The organism is uncultured Halomonas sp., from assembly GCF_947501415.1.
GTDB lineage: Bacteria > Pseudomonadota > Gammaproteobacteria > Pseudomonadales > Halomonadaceae > Halomonas.
In genome coordinates, this window is record NZ_CANMVL010000009.1 from 102,092 (window position 1) to 123,887 (window position 21,796).

Below are 21,796 nucleotides of genomic sequence, written 5' to 3' on the forward strand. Positions count from 1 at the left end.
CTGGCAAGGCCCTCTTGCGGGCAGGGGGAGGAGCTCGCAAAGTAGTGGGACGCCCGCTGCTGCGAGACACTCCATGTCGACGCCTGACACCTTGCCCCGCCCGACACCCGCGGTTGCCGCTGCCGTGATCCGCAACGAGCGGATCCTGATGGTTCGCCGCGCCCATCCCCCGAACGCCGGGAGGCTGGCTCTGCCCGGGGGCAAGGTGGAGCCTGGTGAGACGCTGCAGGCCGCCGCCGAACGTGAACTGCGCGAAGAAACCGGGTTGCTGGCCAATGCGGGTGAGGTGCTTGCCGCCATCGATGTTCTCGACCATGACCCCATGGGCCATCTACGCTCACACCATGTGGTGGTCGTGCTGCGCATGGCGTGGCAGGGCGGTGAGGAGGCTGCGGCAAGCGACGCCAGGGAGCTGGTCTGGCTCGATCGGGACGCGCTGGAAAGGGCGGGGCCCGATGTCTGCAGCAGCGCGGCCAGGGTCGGTGGCGCGCTGTTGGCGGCAGGTGACCAGCAGAAACAGCGTTGAGGTCCCGTGCATCAAGCTCTTGCGCGCGGAACTTCCAGCCGGCATGCTAGTCGATTGGCAAGATCAACTGACGTTAGGGAGCACAGGATCAATGGCCTACCAAGAGTCACAGATTAGCCGCCAGCAGAGTCAGGTGGGAGTCAGCAATACCAGCAAGGTCTTGCGCAACACCTATGGCCTGCTGGCCATGACGCTGCTCTTCTCCGCCGTGACGGCGGGCGCCGCCATGGCGATGGGTATCGAGCGCATGAACATTCTGGTGTTCTTCATCGGTGCCTATGGACTGATGTTCCTGGTCCACAAGACGGCAAACTCCGCGATGGGGCTGCTGACCACCTTCGCCTTCACCGGCTTTATGGGCTTCACCCTGGGGCCGATCCTCAACGCCTACCTGGCGATGCCCAACGGTGCCGCTCTGGTGATGAATGCTCTGGCGATGACCGGGCTGACCTTCATCGGTCTCTCCGCCGTGGCGCTGATCACCAAGAAGGACTTCAGCTTCCTGGGCAACTTCATGATGGCGGGTGCCATCGTGCTGGTGCTGGCCATGGTCGCCGGGCTGTTCTTCCAGATCCCCGCGCTGATGTTGATGGTATCCGCCGGCTTCGTGCTGTTCTCCTCCGCGGCGATCCTCTATCAGACCAGTGAGATCGTTCATCGCGCCGGTGAGACCAACTACATTCTGGCCACCATCACGCTCTATGTGTCGATCTACAACCTCTTCGTCAGCCTGCTCTCCCTGCTGGGTATCATGAGCAGCGACTGACAGCGCGAGTCACGCGAGACAGGGCTGGCCCCGCTTCGGCGGGGCCAGTCTGTTTGCAGGCCAGTTTCAGGAGTCGCCGGATGCGCTATGCCATCCTTTTACTCGATGCGCCTTACACCAGCCAGGCATCCCACTCCGCCTTGCGTTTTACCCGCGCGCTGCTGGCGCGGGGGCATGACGTCGAAGGAGTGTTCTTCTACCATGACGGCGTGCATAACGCGGCCAGGCTTGCCGCGCCGCCACAGGATGAGCCACATCTGGTCGATGGCTGGGCCGAGCTGGCGCGGGAGCACGCCGTGCCCCTCCAGGTGTGCATTGCCGCCGCCCTGAGGCGTGGCCTGCTCGATGAACAGGAGGCCGCACGGCATGGCAAGCAGGGCGCGAGCGTTGCACCACCCTTCGAGCTGACGGGGCTGGGGCAGCTCGTCGACCTGGGTCTGCGCTGCGATCGCCTGATCACTTTCGGCCCCTGAGGAGAGCTTCCGATGCAAGATGCAACATCTCCTGCCGAGCTGATGGTGATCCTGCGCCATGCCCCTCATGGCTCCAGCTGGCTCAAGGAGGGCCTCGATGTCGCCTTGGTCGCTGCGGCCTTCGATCGGCGAGTCACGCTGCTGTTCATGGGCGAGGGCATTACGGCGCTGCTTGAGGGGCAACAAGCAGGCCCGCTGGGGCAGAAGGGTACGGCCCCGACACTCGCCATGCTCGAGATGTACGACATCGACAACCTGCTGGTGGAGCAGCGGGGCATGGATGAGCTCGGTTTGACCAGCGATCAGCTGATGCTCCCTGTCACGGGGGTGGACGACGCCGAGATCTCCCGCCTGGTGGCATCCCATGCCCTGGTACTGAACTTCTGACGAGGCACATCATGTTGCTGCATACCCTGAACAGGCCCCCGACATCCCAGGTTCTTGCCCAGGCCTTGGCGGGAATGGGGTCGGATGACAAGCTGCTGTTGATCGAAGATGGTGTCATCGGTGCCTTGCCGGCACACCGGGTGCATTTCGATCGGGTGGCGGGGCGCCTCTATGCCCTGCAGGAAGACCTCGAGTCCCGTGGGCTTCTTTCGCTCTGTGACGAAGCGGTGCGGGTTGTCGACGTCGAAGGCTTCATCTCCATGACCGAAACGTGCGAGCGCACGGTGAGCTGGTACTGATGGCAAGCACAGAAATATACCGTTATCTATCCGTCGGTGAACAATCTATCCCACTCGATCCCGAAGGTTATTTGGTCAACATGAACGAGTGGTCGATACAAGTCTGTGAGCGACTCGCGGAGGAGGAGGGCATCGCGCTGACCGCAGACCACTGGGAGATCATCCACGTGCTGCGGGACTTCTATGCCCGCTTCGAACAGGCACCGGCGATGCGTCCACTGGTAAAGTCCGCCGGCCAGGCCCTCGGGCCCGAGAAGGGACGCTCGATCTACCTGATGAAACTGTTTCCGGGCAGCCCCGCCAAGGTAGGCGCACGACTGGCAGGGCTGCCCAAGCCCGCCAACTGCCTATGAGGCCGTCATGAACTTCCTTGCCCATGCCTGGCTCGCCCGTGGTGGAGGCGACGATTTTCTGTATGGCAATCTGATCGCCGATGGCGTGAAGGGGAACGACCTGGACGCCTGGTCCACCGACGTGGCGCGCGGCATCCGTCACCACCGTCGGGTCGATGCCTTCGTCGATCGTCATGCGGTGACCCGCGATATTCTGGCGTGCTCCCCACGCTCTGGCAGACGCTATATGGGCATCGCCCTGGATCTGGTCTGGGACCACTTTGTGGCCCTGAACCTCGAAGAGGCGGAGGATGAGGAGTCGTCGGTCGTCTCACGCAGTTATCGGGTGCTGAGCCGCCGCTCGGCACCTTCACGGCTGGCACCGATGGTGCCCGTGCTGGTGGAGCAGGATTGGCTGCGTCGCTATGCCGACTTTGGCTTCACCTGCCGAGCCATCCGTGGCATCGGTCAGCGCCTCTCGGGACCCAACCGGCTCGCGGAACTGGTGCCCTGGCTGGAAGCCGAATATCCCAGACTGGGGGAAGGGTTCCAGCGCCTCTGGCCCGATGTCCGCGAAGCGCTGGAAGTCGCTCCTTACGATACTAGCCGTTCATGAGCCACAGGCAGTTGATGGGCTCTCCTGGGGAGATCGAGGTTTCTGCGGGAATGACCGCCAGGGCATCGGCCTCGATGCAGGAGGAGAGAACGGCCGAGTTCTGGTCGGCAAAGGCCTCGGCATGCACGCCCTGGTCGTCGAAGCGCAGCTTAACACGCATGTAATGCGCGCGAGGCCCGGTCCGTGTCGCAAATCCACTGCGCGCCGGTATTTCGGTTAGCGTGGCAAGGGCCGGGCAGCCCAGCATGCGGCCTATCAGGGGCCTCAGGAACAGCCAGGTCCCGACGAAGCTTGAGACCGGGTTACCGGGAAGTCCCACGAAGCGCGCCTCACCAGCCCCGTTCCCGCGGCCGATTCTGCCCAGGGCCAGCGGTTTCCCTGGACGGATCGCCAGACGCCACAGGTCCAGCTCCCCCAACGCTTCCACCGCCGCCTTGACGTGATCCTCCTCGCCGACGCTGACACCTCCTGTGGTCACCACGATGTCGGCGTGGCTGGCGGCCTCGGCGAGCATGCGGCGGGTAGCGGAAGGGTCGTCGGGAATCGATATCGTCGAGACGACCATTGCCCCGAAGCGCTCCAGCAGGCGGCGCAACATGGGGCGATTGGAGTTATAGAGCTGCCCCGGCCCCAGTGGAGCACCGGGGTCGACGATCTCATCGCCGGTGGAAAGCAACGCTACCCTTGGTCGCCGGCGTACCTCCACCTCGGTGATGCCCTGGCCGGCGAGATGCCCCAGGGCAGCGGCTTCCAGGCGACGGCCGGCCTCCAGCAGAATCGAGCCGCAAGCAACGTCTCGGCCCCGTCGGCGGATGTTGTCACCCTGCGGGATATCGCCGGGAAGGGTGGCGACGCCATCCGCTACCTCGACACGCTCCTGCATCACGACGCAGTCGGCTCCCGGCGGAATTTCTCCGCCGGTGAAGATCCGCGCGCAGCTGCCGGGCGCCAGTGGTTGCACCGGAGTGCCGGCCGCGATGCGCTGGCGAATGGGCAGTGCCTGGCCGGCATCGCCATGGTGCAGCGCATAGCCATCCATGGCGCTGTTGTCGAAGGAGGGCACATCGAGCCGCGCCATGACGTCATTGGCCAGCACGCGGCCGGCGGCCTCCTCGCATGCCACGCGCTGGGTCTCGAGCACTCCCACATCCTTTAGCAGCGCCTCGAGTGCTGCCGCCACCGGCTTCAGCTCGCTGCTCCCTGCGCTACTCATGCTGACCCCGCTCGGGAATCACGAGATTGGCAAAGTTGCAGGGCTTGTGACGGCTATCGAGCTGCTCGGCCAGGATGCCATCCCAGGCGGTCCGGCAGGCGCCGGTGGAGCCGGGCAGGCAGAAGATGACGGTCCCGTTGGCGAGCCCGGCCAGGCAGCGACTCTGGACTGTGGAGCTGCCGATCTCCTGCCAGCTAAGGTGGCGGAACAGTTCACCAAACCCCTCGATGCGTTTATCCATCAGCACCGAGACCGCTTCTGGTGTGGAGTCGCGTCCGGTAAAGCCCGTTCCCCCAGTGGTCAGCACGACCTGTATATCGGGATCGGCGATCCAGGCCGCCACGACGGCGCGAATCTGATAGATGTCATCGCGGACAATACGCTTGTCGCCCAGGAGGTGCCCCGTGCGCTCCAGGCGTTCGACCAGTGCCTGCCCGCTGCGGTCGGTCTCCTCGGTGCGTGTATCGGATACCGTCAATACGGCGATAGAGAGGGGAATCATCGGCTCAGTCATTCTGGGATGACTCCCCGTTGTTCTTTTTCCTGGCTTGCTTCTGTGCCTGTTGAGCCTGGAAGGCGGCTTGCTGCTCCGGTGTGGCGTCCAGCTGATACTTCTCCTTCCATTCGCCATAGGGCATGCCGTAGACATACTCGCGTGCCGTCTCGTAGTCGAGTTCGGCACCGCGCTCCTCGGCGGCGCCCACCAGCCACTTCGACAGGCAGTTGCGGCAGAAGTCGGCAAGGATCATCAGATCGATATTCTGCACCTCCTTGTGCTCATCGAGGTGGCGCAGAAGGTGGCGAAACGCCGCGGCTTCGAGTTCGGTACGGGTTGTTTCGTCAAGATGTTTCATAAGACGCTCTCCTCTGTGCGGTTTTCGTCCAGCATAACAAAAAGACACCGCCCGAGGGCGGTGTCGATGGTTGAGTGACAAGCGGATCATGGGGAGCTCTGGGCGGGTCCCTGGGCGGTGTCATCCTTGCCACGCGAGGCAATCTGTTCCTCCGGGACCGTCTCTCCCTTCACCTCTTCGTACCAGAGGTTGTGGTGCTCCTTTGCCCAGGTCTCGTCGACATAGCCCGTGGTCATGCCTTCCAGGGAACCCTCGGTGCCGATGGTGCCGATATAGATATGCCCGAAGGCCACGGCGGTCAGACCCAGGGCACCCACCGCATGGATCAGGTTGGCCCACTGCATGGTGTCCCGTGCCTGACCATAGTTGGGGAAGTCGAGCACCAGGCCGCTGATGATCACTACAATGCCAGCGGTGGCCAGCAGCCAGTACCATGCCTTCTCGCCGGCATTGGCGAAACCGGCATCGGGATGCTCATTGCCGATCATGCCGCCGCCCTTGCGGAACCACTCGAGGTCATGCTTCTTCGGCAGATTGTGCACGAACAGCTTGGCCAGCAGCACAATCAACAGGATGCCGAAGAGAGGCCCCAGGTAGTTGTGCAGTAGCTTGGAGGCCGACACCATGGCGCCCCAGATACCGGCCCCGAACAGTGGATAGAAGACATGCTTGCCATAGAGCAGCGTGACACCGGTCAGTGCCAGCACGATAAACAGTGTCGCGACACTCCAGTGAAGCGCCCGCTCGAGTGCACTCCAGCGAAGCAACTTGTTGCCCGTGCGTGGCTCTTCCAGCCGCTTGCGACCGGCGACCAGGTAGAAGATGACGATCATCACCAGCATGCCGCCCATGACGATCAGGCCATAGGGTGACACCCAGCGATTACGCCACTGACGCCAGCTCTCTCCACTGGCATTGACCAGGTTGTAGGTGGAATCGAAGCGACTGTCGCGGTAGTAGGCATCGACCTCACCACTGCGAACCTGCCGCCAGGTGTCGGCATCCAGGGCGGGCACGGCGGTCGCCGCCTCCGCCTGTGGGTCCGACTGAGCCTCGGCGACCTGGGTCAGCGCCAGGCCAACGACCAGCAGCAGCGCCAGGAGAGGCAGTCGCCATAGCGACCGCCAATGGATGGTGTGACTCATGACATCACCTCCTCAGCCCTGGCGTGCGGCGTCGTAAGCAAGAGAGTCAGCCATGGAAACATCAGGCTGGCCCGCCCTGGTCTGCTGCCCTTCTCGGCGTTGGTTACCGGACCAGCCCCCATCGGGGTGGCCGCGCCGCACGACCCGCTGGCGGAAGATATCCGCCACTTCCTGGGCATCACCGGCCAGCAGGGCCTTGGTGGAGCACATTTCGGCACACAGCGGCAGCTTGCCTTCCTCGATACGGTTGGCGCCGTACTTCTGGAACTCCTCCTCCTTGGTTTCCGCCGGGCCGCCGGCACAGAAGGTGCACTTGTCCATCTTGCCGCGCTCGCCAAAGGCGTTCTGCTGGGGGAACTGCGGGGCGCCGAAGGGACAGGCATAAAGGCAGTAACCGCAGCCGATGCAGAGGTCCTTGTCGTGGAGCACGATGCCATCATCGGTCTTGTAGAAGCAGTCCGTGGGGCAGACCGCCATGCAGGGGGCATCGTCACAGTGCATGCAGGCGACCGAGATCGAGACCTCCTCGGGCTGTCCGTCGTTGAGTGTCACGACACGACGGCGCTGGATCCCCCAATCGGTTTCGTTGGCGTTCTTGCAGGCGGTGACGCAACCGTTGCACTCGATGCAGCGCTCCGCGTCACACATAAACTTCATCTGGGCCATGATAATCTCCTTGGCGCGGAGTGGAACCTGGCCACTCCGCGTTTCACGTCAGGCGTCAGGCGCGCTCGATACGGCACAGGGTGCACTTGGTTTCTTGCATCTGGGTCACCGAGTCGTAACCGTAGGTCGTGGCGGTGTTGGCCGCCTCGCCCTGCACGTAGGGGGCCGATCCCTCCGGATAGCGGTCATGCAGGTTCTCGCCCTGAAACTTGCCACCGAAGTGGAAGGGCATGAACACGACCTCACGCGCCACGCGCGGAGTGACAAGCGCCTTGACCTTGACGCGTCCCCCCTCGGCACCTTCTACCCAGACATCCTCGCCCTCGGCGATGCCCAGGTCGTTCGCCAGTGCCGGGTTGATCTCGACGAACATCTCCTGCTGCAGCTCGGCCAGCCACGACATGGAGCGTGTCTCCTCGCCACCGCCTTCGTACTCCACCAGGCGGCCGGAGGTCAGGATGATCGGATATCTGTCGGTGACATCCTTCTCCTGAATGCTGCGATAGAGAGTCGGCAGGCGATAGTGGGAGCCGACGTCATCCCAGGTCGGATAGTCCTTCACCAGATCGCGGCGGCTGGTGTAGAGCGGCTCGCGGTGCTTGGGAATGGGATCCGGGAAGGTCCAGACATTGCAGCGTGCCTTGGCGTTGCCGAACGGGGCGCACTCGTGGGCGATGGCCACGCGCTGGATGCCGCCGGAGAGGTCTGTCTTCCAGTTCTTGCCCTCGGCTTCGGCCTTCTCCTCCTCCGTCAGGTCGTCCCACCAGCCAAGATCCTTGAGCATCTGGGCGGTGAACTCCGGATAGCCATCCTCCAGCTCGGACCCCCGGCTGTATGAGCCGTCGGAGAGGATGTTCTCACCATCACGCTCGATGCCGAAGCGGGCGCGGAAGGTCAGGCCACCCTCGGAGACCTTCTTGCTGGTGTCATAGAGGATCGGTGTGCCGGGGTGACCGATCTCTGCCGTTCCCCAGCACGGCCATGGCAGGCCATAGTAGTCGCCATCGGCGGGGCCTCCCTGGGCCTTGAGGTCACTGAAGCTGAAGGTGTGCCAGTTCTTCTGATGTTGCTTGAGGCGCTCGGGGCTCTGGCCGGTATAGCCCACCGTCCACATGCCGGCATTGAACTCGCGAGTGATGTCCTCGATAAGTGGCTCGGTGCCATTCACCGTGATGTTCTTGAAGAGCTCTTCGGCGAAGCCCAGCTTGCGCGAGAGCAGGTACATGATCTCGTGGTCAGGCTTGGCCTCGAACAGTGGGTCGATGACCTTGTCGCGCCACTGCAGCGAGCGGTTGGTCGCGGTGACACTCCCGGTGGTCTCGAACTGAGTGGCCGCCGGCAGCAGGTAGACACCGTCCTGCCGCCCATGCATGACGCCCGCCACCGTGGGGTAGGGGTCGACGATGACCATCATCTCCAGCTGCTGCATGGCCTTCTGCATCTCGGGGCCGCGGGTCTGGGAGTTGACCGCATGCCCCCAGTAGAACATCGCCTTGAGCTGAGTGCGCTGGGAAATATTCTCGTCATCTTCCAGTACGCCATCGATCCAGCGCGATACCGTGATGCCGTTGGTGTGCATGGGCTTGCCATCGGCGTACTCGGTCTGGTCGAAGCGGCTCTTCAGCCACTCGTAGTCGAGATCCCAGACTCGGGCCCAGTGCTTCCAGGCCCCTTCGGACAGGCCATAGTAGCCGGGTAGCGAGTGGGACATCAGTCCCAGGTCCGTGGCGCCCTGGACGTTGTCGTGGCCGCGGAAGATGTTGGCGCCACCGCCGGACTTGCCGACGTTGCCGAGTGCCAGCTCCAGAATGCAGTAGGCGCGGGTGTTGTTGTTGCCGGTGGTGTGCTGGGTTCCCCCCATGCACCAGACGATGCAGCCGGGACGGTTTTCGGCGAGTCGTCGGGCGGTGTCATACATCTGCGCCTCGGGCACGCCGGTGATGCGCTCCACCTCGCCGGGAGGGAAGTTGGCGACTTCGGCGCGCACCTCGTCCATGGCATAGACGCGCTGCTCGATATATTCGCGATCCTCCCAGCCGTTGGCGAAGATGTGCCACAGCAGGCCCCAGATAAAGGCGACGTCTGAGCCGGGGCGGATGCGCACGAACTTGTTGGCCTTGGCGGCAGTCCGCGTGAAGCGAGGATCGGCAACGATGATCTCGCAGTTGCTCTTCTCCTTGGCCAGCAGAATGTGCTGCATGGCGACCGGATGCGCTTCGCTGGGGTTGGAGCCGATAAACAGAATCGACTTGCTGTTCTGAATATCGTTGAGCGAGTTGGTCATCGCTCCATAGCCCCAGGTGTTCGCTACGCCGGCCACCGTGGTGGAGTGACAGATGCGCGCCTGGTGGTCGGTATTGTTGGTACCGGCCAAGGCGGCGAACTTGCGCATCAGATAGGCCTGTTCGTTATTGAACTTGGCCGAACCCAGCCAGTAGATGCTGTCGGGACCATGCTGGTCGGTGAGTTCCAGCACCTTGCTGCCGATCTCCTCGATGGCATCATCCCAGCTCAGGCGCTGCCATTCGCCGCCCACCAGCTTCATGGGGTACTTGAGGCGGCGGGTGGAGTGACCGTGCTGGCGAAGCGAGGCTCCCTTGGCACAGTGAGCACCACGGTTGATGGGGTGGTCGAAGGCCGGCTCCTGCTTGGTCCAGACGCCCTCCTGGACCTCGGCATAGACACCACAGCCTACGGAACAGTGGGAGCAGATGGTGCGCTTGGTTTCCACCGGAGCGTTGGAAACCGCAGTCTTCTCGGCGGCCTCGGCACGCCGCATCATCGGCGTTCCCATGAAGCCGGCGGCAGCGAGGCCACCGGTGGTCGCACCGCTTCGCTTGAGGAACTGGCGACGAGAAATTCCCAGGCCCTGAGGCTGCTGGGACGGTGCCTTACGAGTCAGACGCATGACATTTCTCTCCTTGCTGGCAGCCGTCAATCACGCAGGGTGGCGTAGAAGGCGCGGATATGGGGCGTTTCGCGATAGTGGGTGTCGGCCTTTTGAGGAGCGGCCTTCTGCTCGGCGTCTGCCTGGACCAGGGTCACATGTCCCACTGCAGCAGCAGTCCCCGCCGCGACGGTACCCACACCGAGTGTCTTCAGGAAGCGCCTACGTTCGGGGTTGCTTGTCGCACGCATGGTCTTCTCCTTTCTCATGCTCAATTTTTCTTCTCGTCATCTCTGTCATGGCCAACAGCCAACATCGGGCCGGTAATTTCAGGGTTCGATGATTCTGACCGGGGAGCGCTCTGTCTCTGCCGCCAGCTGACTGTGCTCCTCGGCGATGAAGGCTTTGCCCAGCTCTCCAGTTCGAGCATAGAAGAGCGTATCGACCCGGGCCAGGTCGTCGAGGCAACGCTCCGCCCACGGGGCAAGATGCGACATAAAGAACCCCCCGGCCTCCAGTGATTGCTCCTCGACCAACATGGCCATCACCTCGAGCATGGCGGCCAGATGATCTTCAGGGTCATGACTGGTGTCACTACGCGCGAAGCCCAGTCGTCGCAGGTCCTCGCGCAGTGCGACCAGTGCCTGTTCCATCAGCTCGCCATGGCGATACCATGAGGCATAGGGGGTGATTTCCCCCTGGATCACCCCCACCAGGTGGCGGAAGTGGGCGCGCTCCAGCTCTTCCGGGCTGGCGGCAGCCGCCGCCTGCGCCAGCGCCATCAGGGCCGAGACGACGGCGTCCTGGTGCGTCTCGATGCTGTCATCCGACTGGTGGTCGGCCAGCCAGGCAAGCAGAGGCGCGTCGGCGGGTTCGCGTATCAGGCGAGCCAGGAGTCGGTAGAGGTCGGCGCGCAGCGCGTCCTGCTCCATCGCCACCTCATCCTCCCTGGCCGGCACTGACGATTCCATTTCCCGAGTCATGGCGTCATACCTTGAGTTGTGATTCCGGGTCGCGGGCCATGGTCTGCCACACATCCTTGACGCGGCAGTCCTCGCACATCTCGAGACGCGCGGCGGCATCACCGGCGAAGTAGGGGTGGTCGGCCAGTTTCGCCTTGATGTTGGCGATGGTGGCGGCGGTCGCGAAGGGCTTGTCACAGCGAATGCAGCAGAAGGGCGCTTCCTCGTGACGCACCTGGCGTTCGGTGCGGCTGGGATCGGCCAGGAAGCCAGGCAGCAGACGAATGGCATCCTCGGGACAGGCCTCGACGCACAGGCCACACTGCACGCAGTCGGCCTCGCGATAGCTGAGCATCGGCGTCTGATCGCCGGTGGCCAGGGCCGGGGTGGGGCAGTTGCTGACGCAGGCAAAGCAGAGTGTGCAGGCGTCGCGATTCACCTCCAGGCCGCCATACGCCGACTCCGCTGGCATGGGGTGGCGTCGCCCGCTGCTCTCGCCCAGGGCCGTCAGGCGTGCCAGCACTGCCTCGAAGCGCTCGCGCTTCCCATCCCCCGAGAGCACAAGAGGCTCTTCGCCGAGAGGCAGTCGCTGCGGTAGGGCGTCGCGGGTGGCACTGTCGCCGCGCTGGATGCGACGAATCCGACCCGGGTCATGGCCCAGGGCCTCCAGCATCACCCGGGCCTGGGCGATCTGGTCATCGATAAAGGCGATCAGTGTGGCCGGCAGGTCGGCATGTACCTGGATTCTCACCTCGGAGGCACCGGCGGCCAGGGCGGTGAGCCACTGGTCGTGCCCGGCATTGCCCAGCTCCTCCAGCGGTACATCGAGCAGGTGGCCCGCTGGGGCATCGGCCTCATCCTCCAGGTCTGCGGCCTCGACAAAGCGCATCACCGGCGCCTTGCCGCCGGCCTGGCGATAGGCGTCCAGCCAGCTGATGAGTGCCTCCTGCTGGCGAGCGGGCTCAGGCAGACGGAACTGGATGGCGCCGGTCGGGCAGGCGCTGGAGCAGCTGCCGACGCCCTGGCAGAGGTAGGGGTCGATCTCGATGCGCGACTCGATACGCCCCTTGTGGCTGGAGATGGCATCAGCGGGGCAGACCTCGAGGCAACGTGTACACCCGACATTGCCGGAGGCGGAGTGGGCGCAGAGGTCGGCGTTAATCTGAAAGTAACGTGGCTTGTCGAACTCTCCGACCAGCTCGGCAAACTCGCTTAGCTCGACATCACATGCCGAATCCTGGAGGGAGAGGTGCCGATAGCCGGGAGGGGGGAGCTCGAGCTCCAGCACGGGGGAGCGTCCCAGATCGAGAATCAGGTCGGCGTATCGACGGCCGAGCAACGCCAGTGCCAGATCCAGGGGGGCGTCCGGGCCATGCAGGCCGATGCTGAACTGCCCGAGATAGCCCTCGATATGCAGCTGGCTACGCTGGGTGGGCGTAAGCGTCCGGCAGGGTAGCTGGCGGGTACTCGCAAGCAGCGTCTCGAGCTGATTCTCGTCGAGCCCTGCCTCATCGGCACTCGGCTCGGTGATCAGCAGTGCAATGGCGGCAAGGCCGCTGCGCTGCAGGCGTGCCGCCGCCTGACGCACGCTAACCTCGTCGCCGAGGAGCAGGGCATGCCCGGCACTTTCATAGGTGACGCTGGCCGGTGTCAGGTTGACCGGCCAGGAAACACGCTGTCTCGCCGTCTCGCGGGCGCTGCGGTTGGCCGCATCGTCCACGGTTATGGCATCAATGGCCACGGTTATGGCGTCAATGGATGGTGTCATGCAGCCTCACGGTCGTAGTGTCGCGTTTGTTTTTATTTTAGGAAATATAAAAATATCACATTTAGATAAGCTTATTATCGCCGTCTGTCGCCTCTTCGTCTAATGGACTCTGCGCCGACTCCTCATGGCGCGACAAGCCCTCGACGTCGTCGTCTCGCTGAGCATCGGATGGCGACTCGCCAGGCCGTGACGCTTGAGTGCCGGTGTCGACATCATCGCCCGCGTGCTGCGCCTCTTGCGGGGTCTCCTCGAGGGCCTCTTCACTGGGGCGAGTCCACCGGCGCAGCTGCTCGGCCATGTCCCGGGCGAGCGGCTTGAGTACTTCATTATAGTTTTCGTCATAGTCGTCGAGCCCGTCTCGTATCCCGTAGTTGCCGGCCGACCAGAGACGGCGCAGCGCCCGTCGGCGAAGCTGGCGGCTGATCCCCTGCTGCAGGTAGGCAGAGAAGTCGGCCTCGGCCGGGAGGGTGTCGGGGTCCGGCAGTGTGTGATCGAGGCTGCCGGGTGCAAGCGGCTCGGCCTCTCGCGCCTCCCCCGCTTGGTTCTCACTCGGAAGGTTGTCACTGGAAGTCGCGTGAGTGACGTGATTGTCTGGCTCGTCTAAAGGCGCACCATCGGGCAGTGGTGTTGCCATCTGCGACTCTTCACCCAGTTTGCGGCGCGACCAGCGCTCGAAACGGCTCATGGCGTGATCTCCCGGGCGCGTCCCGCCCCCTTGCGTTTCTTCTTGCGTCCTTCCGGCGGCGCCTCGCCATGGCGGCTCAGATAGGCTTCGATCCAGGCCTGAATCGCCAGGGGCATCGCCACCTCCAACACCTCCTGCTCACCATCCATCCAGCTGCCGGCGACGTCCTGGCTGGCGGTGATCGCCGATGGCACAGGGGGCTCGCCGGCGTCGCCGCCGCGCACGAAGAGTCGCGGCGTCTCGGAGGTGAGATTGAAACGGTAGGCGGCACGCTCGGTCATGGTGAGCTGCAGTGTCAGGGTCCAGGGTCCGTCGTCACCCAAGGTCAGCTCACGGATAAAGTGGCGCCGTGAGACAAAGCCCTTGATACGTGTTGTCTGCTCATCCAGCGTGAGACTTACGGCGCGGTGATTTGAGAAGGCTGTCATGGGAAGAACTCTCGGATAGGTAGCTCGGGGCTAACCTGGCGACAAGCCTGCGAGGAGGCGCTGTGAATACCTCCCTGTACGCTACCGACGCCCTGCGGCGCTCTCGCGTCCCGCTCCGCTTGCAGGTCCGGTGCTGGCCATCCATGGCCAGCCCGTTCGAAGCAGTGCTTCTCACCCATGGCGTAGGACCTCCTCTTCGGCTTATCCCCAGCGCCCCTTGGTACTGGTAACGGCAATAGCCCTAGGGGGCCAGTAGGCCAGTAAAGACTTTCTGTATCGGGAATGCCATCATGGCCTGCCTACAGTTATAGTTTGCCGGGAGCTCGTAACGGATGCCACCGATCAGCCTTAGCCGCGCCCGCCTGCCCGCCACCCTGGAGATCGAGGTGCTCGATGAGTATGGCGATCACCGTCGCCAGGCGATTGCCGCCGAGCGTCCGCTGACCCTCTATCTCAACAAGCGAGAGATCGTCACCCTGATGACCCTGGGAGCGGACCCCGAGGCCCTGGTGGTGGGCTATCTGCGCAATCAGGGGTTGATTGAGCGCCGCGAGGACCTGGTGGCGGTGCACGTCGACTGGGAGGTGGAGGCCGCGGCGGTGGTCACCCGCCACCTTCCCGAGGATCTCGATGAGCGGCTCGGGCATCGTACCGTGACCACTGGGTGTGGCCAGGGCACGGTCTTCGGCCGTCTGCTGGATGCCGTGCCCCAGCAGCCTCTTTCCGTCGAGCCGGTTCGCCAGTCGGTCCTCTATGCACTACTCGAGAATCTGGGGGCCTATAACGAGACCTACCGCAGCGCCGGAGCGGTGCATGGCTGTGCACTCTGCCGTCAATCCGAGGTGCTCGACTTCGTGGAGGACGTGGGACGCCACAATGCGGTGGATACCCTGGCGGGACGTCAGTGGCTGGAAGAGGGGGCTATCACAGCATCGGATATCTTCTATACCACCGGCCGCCTGACCTCGGAGATGGTGATCAAGGTGGCCCAGATGGGCATCGGGGTGTTGGTGTCGCGCTCGGGGGTGACCCAGAAGGGCGTGGAGCTGGCGGAGCGGTTCGGCGTCATGCTGATCGCCCGCGCCAAGGGACGCCACTTCCAGGCGATCCATGCTCACCGACGCCTCGAGCTCGATGCTGTCCCCGCCAGGCGCCCGGGGGACAAGCGACGCGAGAAAGCCTGATCAGGCGGCCTCACCGCGGGTACATACCGATAGCACCACGGCGTCCTGTTCGCTGGTAGAGACCAGCGCATGGCCCATGGCGCTGTCGAAGTAAATGCTGTCGCCCCTCTCCAGGCGTAGCGGTTCGTAGAACTCCGAGTAGAGCAGGATCTCGCCCTCCAGCACCATCAGAAACTCCTCGCCGTCATGGCGCACCCACTCGCTGAAGTCCTCGAAGGCACGCGCCCGCACGATGGTCTTGAAGGGGATCATGCGCTTCTGCGCCAGCTCGCAGCTGAGCAGCTCATGCTCATAGGTGGGTGTCGGGTGCAGGTCACCCTGACCACGTCGTGTCAGATCGCGGCGCCCCATTGTGCGAGTTTGCTGGCGTGGCGGGGAGAGAAGCTGGGGAAGGTCGATGTCCAGCCCGCCGATCAGTTTCTGAACGGCGGTGAAGGTCGGCGAGATCTGGTCATTCTCGATCTTCGACAGGGTGGAGCGGGCAAGCCCCGTGCGCTGACTGACATCCTCCAGCGTCCATTGATTAGAGAGACGTATCTCACGGAGACGCTCGCCGAGGCGCAGCGGTTCCACGAAGGGTTTGCGCCCGGAGGCGATGCGCAGGGCGGCATCCTGGTCGGTGGTATCTGGCATGCTCGTTTGTTCACTATAGGAAACAGATTTTCCTCAGCTTACCACAGCGCCACCGGGTGTCGGCTATCTGCGGTTACCCTCAACCGCCACGACACCCTCGTCACCGCCTGCGCCATCACCGAAAGGCAGCCCGAGCAACGCCTTGACGTGGGCGTCGACACTGCGTCCCAGTGACGCCAGGTGGTAGCCCCCTTCGAGTACCGATACCAGGCGGCCGTCGGCATAGAGCTCGGCAATTTCCAATGCCATCCGTGTCACCCAGTGGAAGTCTTCATCCTCCAGGCAGAGCTCGGCCATATCATCCTCACGATGGGCGTCGAAGCCAGAGGAGAGCAGCACCAGATCGGGCTTGAAACGGTGCAGGGCGGGTAGCCAGTCATCCTCGATGGCCCGACGAAAGCCTGCGCTATCGGTGCCGGCGGAGAGCGGCGTGTTGACAACGTTCTGCCATTCGCTACGCAGGTAGCGCCAGGGATAGAAGGGGAACTGAAAGCTGGTGCAGACCAGTACCTCGGGGTCATCCTTGAAGATGTCGATGGTGCCATTGCACTGATGGACATCGAAGTCGAGGATGGCGATGCGTCGCGCACCATATTTCTCACGGGCGTAGGCGGCGCCCACCGCGATATTGTTATAGAAACAGAACCCCATGGCGTCGGTGGCTTCGGCATGGTGGCCGGGCGGGCGCACCGCACAGAAGACGTTGTCGGACTGGCGACGAAACACCTGGTCGACACCGCGGATCACCGCACCGGCGGCGACGCGCGCCGCCTTGAGGCTGTCGGGGTTCATCATGGTGTCACTGTCCAGGGTGACGATGCCCGTTTCCGGCAAGCACTTGTCCAGGGCGCGAAGGTGGCGCACGGGATGAACCAGGGCGAGCTCCTCCTCGGTCGCCGGGCGCGCCTCGGTCTGCATGGTCTGCTGCAGGGTTCCCGTCAGGGAGAGGCGAGCGCGAATCGCCTCGAGTCTCAGGGGACTTTCCGGGTGCTCCGGCCCCATATGATGAAGCTGGCAGTCGGGATGCGTGATATATCCGGTAATCATGTGGCTCTCCATGCAGACTCGGCTCACTTTACTTGTCTCGAGCCCTTGCCAGACAGTGTCAATAGGTCGTACACAGTAGGCAGTTACCTCAAACGCCATGCGCCAACTGCCGGGAGATCTCCGTGAGTACCCGTTTCCTTCGTCACTTCTTCGAACCCGGTACCATCGCCGTGATCGGTGCCTCGGAAAAGCCGGGATCCCTGGGGGGGATCGTTATCCGCAACCTTCTCGAGGGGGAGTATCCCGGCGCCATCTGGGCGGTGAACCCCAAGGGCTACAGCAGCGTACATGGTCAACCGGGCTTCTCCCGGGTGTCTCAGCTTCCCGAGGTGCCCGACCTGGCGGTGATCTGTTCCCCGATCGAGACAGTGCCGGGACGTATCTCCCGGTTGGGAAGTTTCGGCTGTCGTGCCGCTCTGGTGCTTTCCGGCGGCTCACACCTCGACGAGGAGCGCGATGGCAAGGCCTCGATTCGCAGCCGCATGCTGGATGCCGCCCGGGCCTCGGGCATCCGCGTGCTGGGCCCAGAATGCATGGGCCTGATCGTTCCCGGTCGCCGACTCAACGCCTCCTATGCCAGCCAGACCATCAAGCGGGGCAAGGTCGCCTACCTGGGGCAGTCAGGCATGCTGGGCACGGCGATGATCGACTGGGCGGCGGGGCGTGGGGTTGGCTTTTCTCACCTGATCACCCTTGGGGACAGCGTCGATGTGATGCTTCCCGACCTGCTCGACTATATCAACCAGTACTCGCCCAGCCAGGCCATCCTGCTGCATCTCGAGAAGGTGATGGATGCCCAGCACTTCATGACGGCGTTGCGCGATGCGTCGCGCAATCGCCTGGTGCTGGCCATCAAGAGTGGGCGCACCCGCCAGTCCGATCTCACGGAGCTGCCGCCGACCCCGGGCATCGCCAATCGCGACCAGATCTTCGATGCCGCCTTTTCGCGTGCCGGCGTGGTAAGGGTCCATGACTCCGACGAGCTGTTCGACGCCCTGATGACCCTGTCACGGATGAAGCCCTTGCGCGGGGATCGCCTGGCGATCGTCTCGAACGGGCTGGGGCCGGCAATGCTGGCCATCGACAAGCTGATCACCGCCGGTGGCAAACTGGCGGACTTCACGGAGGAGACGCGTCGAACCCTGCGCAGCGGGGACATGGATATCAGCAAGCCCGGAGAAAACCCCGTCGACCTCGGGGGTAACGCCACCCCGGAGATGATGGTGGATGCCCTGGAAGTGGTGGCGGGGGATCCCAACGTCGATGCGGTGCTGGTGGTACATGCCCCCACTCGACTGGCGCCTTCCAAGGTCACCGCCCAGGCACTGGTGGCCAATCGCAAACGCTTTCGGCGTAACCTGCTGACCAGCTTCATGGGGCTGGAGGAGGCCTTTTCCGCGCGGCACGAATGTAACCTGGCAGGCATTCCGACCTACGTCTCTCCCGAGCAGGCGATCAAGGCCTTCATGCACATGGTGGACTATCAGCGTGTGCAGTCACTGCTGCAGGAGACGCCGCCAAGCCTGCCATTTTCCACAAATCGTGAGATTCGGGTGCGGTGCCGCAAGCTGATCGAGTCGGTCAAGGCTGAAGGGCGAGAGACACTGACGCACTCCGAGGCCGCTCAGGTGCTCGAGGCCTACGGTATTCCGGTGGCGCCAAGCCGTTATGTCACGACGGCCGAAGAGGGCGCCCTGGCAGCACAAGCCCTGGGTGGCAGCATGGCGTTGAAGGTGATTCATGAGGGCAACTGTCGGCCATTCCGGTACCGCAAGCACCCACACCGCCTCTCCGCAGGGCTGCTTCAGGACCTGAAGACGCCGCAGCAGGTGGCAGAGGGCATCGAGCTGCTGCGAGAAAAGGTTGCCGAGAACTATCCCGCCTTCGAGGTCCGCGAGTACTGCCTGCAGCCGATGCAGCGGGGCAAGCACTCCATGCAGGTGTGTGCGGGAATTACCCGCGACCCGGTATTCGGCCCCGTGGTGGTATTCGGGATCGGCGGTTACAAGGTCAATATCCTGGCCGATCGCCAGGTCGCTCTGCCGCCGCTCAATATGCGGCTGGCCGAGGATCTGGTGGAGCACACCCATGTCGCACGTCTGATCCACGAACACTCGAGCGACCCCGAGCGTGATATCGACCGACTGTGCCAGCTACTGGTCAAGTTGTCGCAGATGGCCACCGACCTTCTCGAGCTGCGGGGGCTGGAGATCAATCCGCTGCTGCTCAATCGAGATGGCGTGGTCGCGGTAGACTTCGCCATGGACCTGGGACGCCCGGCTCGCTTCGCGATCATGCCCTATCCCGAGGAGCTTCGAGAGTGGACCACGCTGAACAATGGCTGGGAGGTCGAGGTCCGTCCCATCCGGGCAGAGGATGCCCCGCTGATTACCAGTTTCCATGACAAGCTCTCGGAAGAGAGCATTCGATTCCGATACTTCCATAACAAGGCCGATCTGACCCAGCGTGACCTGTCGATGCTCTCGCATATCAACTACGACCGACAGATGGCCTTTATCGCCGAGCACCTGCTGGAAGATGGTCGCAAGGAGATGCTGGGCGTGGTCCGGGTCTGGAACGACCCCGACAACATTCGTACCGAGTTTTCCGTCATCATCCGCGATGATCTACAGGGCCTGGGGATCGGCAGCCTGCTGATGAACAAGATGATCAACTACTGCAAGAGTGTCGGCACGCTGGAGATGATCGGCAAGATCATGGTCGACAACCACCCCATGCGGGCGCTGATGAAGCACCTGGGTTTCAAGCAGCGCTACAACATGGAGGAGCAGGTGGTGGATGCCGTGCTGCGCCTCAACGAGCCCGAGAGTGAGTGGCAACGCCACCGCCTGGAGAGCCTGGCGGACTGAGGGGCAGTCGGACTGAGGGGCGGATAGAGACGCCCCGTCCAGTAGGACGGGGCAGCCAGGACGTGCCAGGTTCGAGCAGCACCTTTACATGAAATATCAATGGGGCTTCCCGGGGCGGGTCTAGGGTGTCATCTAGGGTGCCAGACGGAAATGATGCCAGGCGCCGTCACGATGTTCATAGCGGATGCGGTCATGCAGACGGCTGGGCTGACCCTGCCAGAACTCGATCATTTCGGGTATGACGCGATAGCCACCCCAGTGGACCGGACGGTTGATCTCCTGGCCCTCATAGGCCTGCTCGAATCGGCTCTTGCGCTCCTCGATCCAGCTACGGTCGGGAATCACCACGCTCTGGGTCGCGATCCAGGCCCCCAGCTGACTGGCCCGCGGGCGGCTGGCAAAGTACTCGTCGGACTCCTGCTCGCTGACCTGCTCGACGCTCCCTTCGATACGCACCTGGCGAGACAGCGAGGGCCACCAGAATGTCAGGGCGGCCCGGGGCACGTTGGTCAGCTCGCTGCCCTTGTGACTGTGGTAGTTGGTGTAGAAGACGAAGCCGTTATCGTCGACCCCCTTGAGCAGCACCACACGTGCATGGGGACGCCCCTGGCTATCCACCGTGGCCAGCGTCATGGCATTTCCATCGAGGCCCTCACTCTCCAGCGCCAGGGTCAACCACTCCTCGAACAGCGGCATGGGGTCATCGGTCGCCTGCGACTCGTCGAGCTGACCACCCTCGTAGTCACGGCGGATATCGGAAATGTTGCGTGTCATCGTGATTATATCTCCTGGAAGCTGATGTGCATGGTCGCCGCTTCGCTGGCGCAGCTCAACCGTTGTTTTTGATCGTAGTCAGGATTCCTGGCACTTGGCAGGGGGGAAGTGAATGGCGCTCTTATACCATCCAGCCAAGCTGTACCATCGCCATGTAGGCCCCGGTGCCACCGATGATCGACAGCAGCGCGTTGCGTCGCCACAGATGCAGCAGGGCGACGATCAGCGAGGCTATGATCATTGGCCAGCCGTTGGCACCGGCATTGAGGTGGCCGTCGATCAGCGGACGGAAGTCACGCAAGGCATAGATCACCAGAATCATCATCACCGTGGGTGGCAGGTAGCGCCCGAGGTGCAGGATAAGGGGATGGTCAGCATGTCGCGCGAGGGCCACGAAGGGAGTCACACGTGTGGCGAAGGTCGCCAGCGCACAGACGGCGATAAATATCAGCAGGGCTGGGGTGCTCATGTGCGGGTCTCCTGGTGGCGGCCGAGTGAGTAGTGAAACAGCAGGATCAGGCTGGCCGCGCCGATGGCGCTCAGCAGCAGATGGCGGTCAGGCACCAGCCATACCCCCGCGATGCCAGTCAAGATGGCGATGCCAAAGGGTAGCCAGCGACGCAGCCGGCGCGCCTGCTCGAGAGTGAGCACGATAAACAGTGCCGTCAGGGCAAACTCGATCCCCTGGCTGTTGAAGGTCAGCGTGGTGCCCGCCAGCACTCCTGCGACGGAGCCGAGCACCCACCAGGCCTGGTTCAGCAGGCAGATACGGAAGGCCAGGGCATGATCACGGCCATGTGTGGCGGCGGGCAGAGTGGTGATCAGCGAATAGGTCTCGTCGGTCAGGGCAAAGATCATGTAGGGCTTGCGCCAGCCGGCACCCTGAAAGCGCTTGAGCAGTGATAGCCCATAGAAGAGGTGGCGGGAGTTGAGCATCAGCGTGGCCACCGCCAGCTCCATCAGTCCGGCCCCGGCGGCAAGCAGCGCCACGGCGAGAAACTGACCAGCGCCGGCATAGATGATCAGTGACATCAGTACCGCCGCCCACCAGGGCACGCCGACTTCCACGGCCAGGATGCCATAGGCGGCACCCAGCGGCAGATAGCCGAACATGACCGGCAGTGTGAGCTTCCCGGCTTCCTTCCAGGCGTAAGGTGGCGACACGGTGATAAACTCCCTTGCTGCTGATGGGTGGGGGTGAGTGATGCCAGCTATATTAAGGTAGATCCACCGGATTGGCAGCTTTTGGCAAGAAATTCGACTAATGTTGGCAGGGAGGCG

General features: G+C 63.3%; 25 protein-coding genes. 9 read left to right on the forward strand and 16 right to left on the reverse strand.

Annotated elements, in window-relative coordinates; all coding sequences use genetic code 11:
* Positions 1 to 73 precede the first annotated feature (73 nt).
* From Q0894_RS06545 to Q0894_RS06575, 7 genes are all read left to right on the forward strand, one after another.
* Complete coding sequence (locus Q0894_RS06545) at positions 74 to 526, forward strand: NUDIX hydrolase (protein WP_299232597.1); 453 nt, start codon at positions 74 to 76, stop codon at positions 524 to 526.
* A gap of 91 nt (positions 527 to 617) precedes the next feature.
* The gene (locus tag Q0894_RS06550; RefSeq protein WP_195687489.1) at positions 618 to 1,292 is read left to right on the forward strand and encodes a Bax inhibitor-1/YccA family protein; all 675 of its coding nucleotides are present in this window, start codon (positions 618 to 620) and stop codon (positions 1,290 to 1,292) included.
* Between the two features lie 80 nt (positions 1,293 to 1,372).
* The gene (gene tusD, locus Q0894_RS06555; protein WP_299232604.1) at positions 1,373 to 1,765 is read left to right on the forward strand and encodes a sulfurtransferase complex subunit TusD; all 393 of its coding nucleotides are present in this window, start codon (positions 1,373 to 1,375) and stop codon (positions 1,763 to 1,765) included.
* 12 nt (positions 1,766 to 1,777) lie between these two features.
* Positions 1,778 to 2,152: a sulfurtransferase complex subunit TusC gene (gene tusC / locus Q0894_RS06560; protein ID WP_299232607.1), complete on the forward strand. Its 375-nt coding sequence runs from the start codon at positions 1,778 to 1,780 to the stop codon at positions 2,150 to 2,152.
* Positions 2,153 to 2,163: 11 nt separating this feature from the next.
* Positions 2,164 to 2,451 carry a sulfurtransferase complex subunit TusB gene (gene tusB, locus Q0894_RS06565; RefSeq protein ID WP_299232610.1) on the forward strand — a complete coding sequence of 96 codons (288 nt, stop codon included), beginning with the start codon at positions 2,164 to 2,166 and terminating at the stop codon, positions 2,449 to 2,451.
* Entirely contained in the window at positions 2,451 to 2,804 is a 354-nt protein-coding gene (locus Q0894_RS06570) for a TusE/DsrC/DsvC family sulfur relay protein (protein WP_299232613.1), read from the forward strand. The genes tusB and Q0894_RS06570 overlap by 1 nt, the downstream gene beginning before the upstream one ends.
* Before the next feature lie 7 nt (positions 2,805 to 2,811).
* Entirely contained in the window at positions 2,812 to 3,399 is a 588-nt protein-coding gene (locus Q0894_RS06575; RefSeq protein WP_299232616.1) for an ACP phosphodiesterase, read from the forward strand.
* Here Q0894_RS06575 and glp read toward each other — a convergent pair.
* The 11 genes from glp to Q0894_RS06630 form a co-directional block, all read right to left on the reverse strand.
* Positions 3,386 to 4,612: a gephyrin-like molybdotransferase Glp gene (glp, locus tag Q0894_RS06580; protein ID WP_299232619.1), complete on the reverse strand. Its 1,227-nt coding sequence runs from the start codon at positions 4,610 to 4,612 to the stop codon at positions 3,386 to 3,388. The two genes, Q0894_RS06575 and glp, sit on opposite strands and share 14 nt — an antisense overlap.
* Positions 4,605 to 5,126, reverse strand: a complete 522-nt coding sequence (gene moaB / locus Q0894_RS06585; RefSeq protein ID WP_299232623.1) for a molybdenum cofactor biosynthesis protein B — start codon at positions 5,124 to 5,126, stop codon at positions 4,605 to 4,607. Before moaB ends, glp begins: the two co-directional genes overlap by 8 nt.
* Positions 5,119 to 5,466 (reverse strand): DUF1244 domain-containing protein, encoded by a 348-nt coding sequence (locus Q0894_RS06590; RefSeq protein ID WP_299232626.1) that lies wholly within the window; start codon positions 5,464 to 5,466, stop codon positions 5,119 to 5,121. Before Q0894_RS06590 ends, moaB begins: the two co-directional genes overlap by 8 nt.
* An 86-nt stretch (positions 5,467 to 5,552) precedes the next feature.
* Positions 5,553 to 6,611 carry a formate dehydrogenase subunit gamma gene (locus Q0894_RS06595; protein ID WP_299232629.1) on the reverse strand — a complete coding sequence of 353 codons (1,059 nt, stop codon included), beginning with the start codon at positions 6,609 to 6,611 and terminating at the stop codon, positions 5,553 to 5,555.
* A gap of 12 nt (positions 6,612 to 6,623) precedes the next feature.
* Complete coding sequence (gene fdh3B, locus Q0894_RS06600; protein ID WP_195687499.1) at positions 6,624 to 7,277, reverse strand: formate dehydrogenase FDH3 subunit beta; 654 nt, start codon at positions 7,275 to 7,277, stop codon at positions 6,624 to 6,626.
* A gap of 55 nt (positions 7,278 to 7,332) precedes the next feature.
* A complete protein-coding gene (locus tag Q0894_RS06605; protein WP_299232635.1) occupies positions 7,333 to 10,185 on the reverse strand; it encodes a molybdopterin-dependent oxidoreductase in 2,853 nt (950 codons plus the stop codon).
* Between the two features lie 26 nt (positions 10,186 to 10,211).
* Positions 10,212 to 10,415 carry a twin-arginine translocation signal domain-containing protein gene (locus Q0894_RS06610; protein WP_161422757.1) on the reverse strand — a complete coding sequence of 68 codons (204 nt, stop codon included), beginning with the start codon at positions 10,413 to 10,415 and terminating at the stop codon, positions 10,212 to 10,214.
* Positions 10,416 to 10,493: 78 nt separating this feature from the next.
* Positions 10,494 to 11,135 carry a molecular chaperone TorD family protein gene (locus Q0894_RS06615; protein WP_299232641.1) on the reverse strand — a complete coding sequence of 214 codons (642 nt, stop codon included), beginning with the start codon at positions 11,133 to 11,135 and terminating at the stop codon, positions 10,494 to 10,496.
* Between the two features lie 16 nt (positions 11,136 to 11,151).
* Complete coding sequence (locus tag Q0894_RS06620; protein WP_299232643.1) at positions 11,152 to 12,894, reverse strand: 4Fe-4S dicluster domain-containing protein; 1,743 nt, start codon at positions 12,892 to 12,894, stop codon at positions 11,152 to 11,154.
* 61 nt (positions 12,895 to 12,955) lie between these two features.
* Complete coding sequence (locus Q0894_RS06625) at positions 12,956 to 13,579, reverse strand: DUF3306 domain-containing protein (protein WP_299232646.1); 624 nt, start codon at positions 13,577 to 13,579, stop codon at positions 12,956 to 12,958.
* On the reverse strand, positions 13,576 to 14,007 hold the full coding sequence (locus Q0894_RS06630; protein WP_299232649.1) for a DUF3305 domain-containing protein: 432 nt from the start codon (positions 14,005 to 14,007) through the stop codon (positions 13,576 to 13,578). Before Q0894_RS06630 ends, Q0894_RS06625 begins: the two co-directional genes overlap by 4 nt.
* 332 nt (positions 14,008 to 14,339) lie before the next feature.
* Here Q0894_RS06630 and Q0894_RS06635 point away from each other — a divergent pair, with 332 nt between their 5' ends.
* Positions 14,340 to 15,191, forward strand: coding sequence for a formate dehydrogenase accessory sulfurtransferase FdhD (locus tag Q0894_RS06635; RefSeq protein WP_299232652.1), 852 nt, complete (start codon positions 14,340 to 14,342; stop codon positions 15,189 to 15,191).
* Here the strand turns inward: Q0894_RS06635 and Q0894_RS06640 are convergent, their stop codons facing one another.
* A complete protein-coding gene (locus Q0894_RS06640) occupies positions 15,192 to 15,824 on the reverse strand; it encodes an XRE family transcriptional regulator (RefSeq protein ID WP_299232655.1) in 633 nt (210 codons plus the stop codon).
* 63 nt (positions 15,825 to 15,887) lie between these two features.
* Complete coding sequence (locus Q0894_RS06645; protein ID WP_299232658.1) at positions 15,888 to 16,871, reverse strand: histone deacetylase family protein; 984 nt, start codon at positions 16,869 to 16,871, stop codon at positions 15,888 to 15,890.
* 122 nt (positions 16,872 to 16,993) lie between these two features.
* Here Q0894_RS06645 and Q0894_RS06650 point away from each other — a divergent pair, with 122 nt between their 5' ends.
* Positions 16,994 to 19,741 (forward strand): bifunctional acetate--CoA ligase family protein/GNAT family N-acetyltransferase, encoded by a 2,748-nt coding sequence (locus Q0894_RS06650; protein WP_299232661.1) that lies wholly within the window; start codon positions 16,994 to 16,996, stop codon positions 19,739 to 19,741.
* Between the two features lie 132 nt (positions 19,742 to 19,873).
* Here the strand turns inward: Q0894_RS06650 and pdxH are convergent, their stop codons facing one another.
* From pdxH to Q0894_RS06665, 3 genes are all read right to left on the reverse strand, one after another.
* Positions 19,874 to 20,515: a pyridoxamine 5'-phosphate oxidase gene (pdxH, locus tag Q0894_RS06655; RefSeq protein WP_299232664.1), complete on the reverse strand. Its 642-nt coding sequence runs from the start codon at positions 20,513 to 20,515 to the stop codon at positions 19,874 to 19,876.
* A 121-nt stretch (positions 20,516 to 20,636) separates the two neighbouring features.
* A complete protein-coding gene (locus Q0894_RS06660) occupies positions 20,637 to 20,984 on the reverse strand; it encodes an AzlD domain-containing protein (RefSeq protein ID WP_299232667.1) in 348 nt (115 codons plus the stop codon).
* Positions 20,981 to 21,679, reverse strand: coding sequence for an AzlC family ABC transporter permease (locus Q0894_RS06665; protein WP_299232670.1), 699 nt, complete (start codon positions 21,677 to 21,679; stop codon positions 20,981 to 20,983). Before Q0894_RS06665 ends, Q0894_RS06660 begins: the two co-directional genes overlap by 4 nt.
* Between the last annotated feature and the right edge of the window lie 117 nt (positions 21,680 to 21,796).

Bases quoted from the DNA above. Each gene is read 5' to 3' on its own strand.
- Q0894_RS06550 (WP_195687489.1), top strand. From the start codon at position 618: ATGGCCTACCAAGAGTCACAGATTAGCCGCCAGCAGAGTCAGGTGGGA.
- Q0894_RS06645 (WP_299232658.1), bottom strand. From the start codon at position 16,871: ATGATTACCGGATATATCACGCATCCCGACTGCCAGCTTCATCATATG.
- Q0894_RS06575 (WP_299232616.1), top strand. From the start codon at position 2,812: ATGAACTTCCTTGCCCATGCCTGGCTCGCCCGTGGTGGAGGCGACGAT.
- glp (WP_299232619.1), bottom strand. From the start codon at position 4,612: ATGAGTAGCGCAGGGAGCAGCGAGCTGAAGCCGGTGGCGGCAGCACTC.
- tusC (WP_299232607.1), top strand. From the start codon at position 1,778: ATGCAAGATGCAACATCTCCTGCCGAGCTGATGGTGATCCTGCGCCAT.
- Q0894_RS06595 (WP_299232629.1), bottom strand. From the start codon at position 6,611: ATGAGTCACACCATCCATTGGCGGTCGCTATGGCGACTGCCTCTCCTG.
- fdh3B (WP_195687499.1), bottom strand. From the start codon at position 7,277: ATGGCCCAGATGAAGTTTATGTGTGACGCGGAGCGCTGCATCGAGTGC.
- tusD (WP_299232604.1), top strand. From the start codon at position 1,373: ATGCGCTATGCCATCCTTTTACTCGATGCGCCTTACACCAGCCAGGCA.
- Q0894_RS06625 (WP_299232646.1), bottom strand. From the start codon at position 13,579: ATGAGCCGTTTCGAGCGCTGGTCGCGCCGCAAACTGGGTGAAGAGTCG.
- Q0894_RS06635 (WP_299232652.1), top strand. From the start codon at position 14,340: ATGCCACCGATCAGCCTTAGCCGCGCCCGCCTGCCCGCCACCCTGGAG.
- Q0894_RS06615 (WP_299232641.1), bottom strand. From the start codon at position 11,135: ATGGAATCGTCAGTGCCGGCCAGGGAGGATGAGGTGGCGATGGAGCAG.
- pdxH (WP_299232664.1), bottom strand. From the start codon at position 20,515: ATGACACGCAACATTTCCGATATCCGCCGTGACTACGAGGGTGGTCAG.
- Q0894_RS06640 (WP_299232655.1), bottom strand. From the start codon at position 15,824: ATGCCAGATACCACCGACCAGGATGCCGCCCTGCGCATCGCCTCCGGG.
- tusB (WP_299232610.1), top strand. From the start codon at position 2,164: ATGTTGCTGCATACCCTGAACAGGCCCCCGACATCCCAGGTTCTTGCC.
- Q0894_RS06630 (WP_299232649.1), bottom strand. From the start codon at position 14,007: ATGACAGCCTTCTCAAATCACCGCGCCGTAAGTCTCACGCTGGATGAG.
- Q0894_RS06570 (WP_299232613.1), top strand. From the start codon at position 2,451: ATGGCAAGCACAGAAATATACCGTTATCTATCCGTCGGTGAACAATCT.
- Q0894_RS06610 (WP_161422757.1), bottom strand. From the start codon at position 10,415: ATGCGTGCGACAAGCAACCCCGAACGTAGGCGCTTCCTGAAGACACTC.
- moaB (WP_299232623.1), bottom strand. From the start codon at position 5,126: ATGACTGAGCCGATGATTCCCCTCTCTATCGCCGTATTGACGGTATCC.
- Q0894_RS06605 (WP_299232635.1), bottom strand. From the start codon at position 10,185: ATGCGTCTGACTCGTAAGGCACCGTCCCAGCAGCCTCAGGGCCTGGGA.
- Q0894_RS06545 (WP_299232597.1), top strand. From the start codon at position 74: ATGTCGACGCCTGACACCTTGCCCCGCCCGACACCCGCGGTTGCCGCT.
- Q0894_RS06590 (WP_299232626.1), bottom strand. From the start codon at position 5,466: ATGAAACATCTTGACGAAACAACCCGTACCGAACTCGAAGCCGCGGCG.
- Q0894_RS06660 (WP_299232667.1), bottom strand. From the start codon at position 20,984: ATGAGCACCCCAGCCCTGCTGATATTTATCGCCGTCTGTGCGCTGGCG.
- Q0894_RS06620 (WP_299232643.1), bottom strand. From the start codon at position 12,894: ATGACACCATCCATTGACGCCATAACCGTGGCCATTGATGCCATAACC.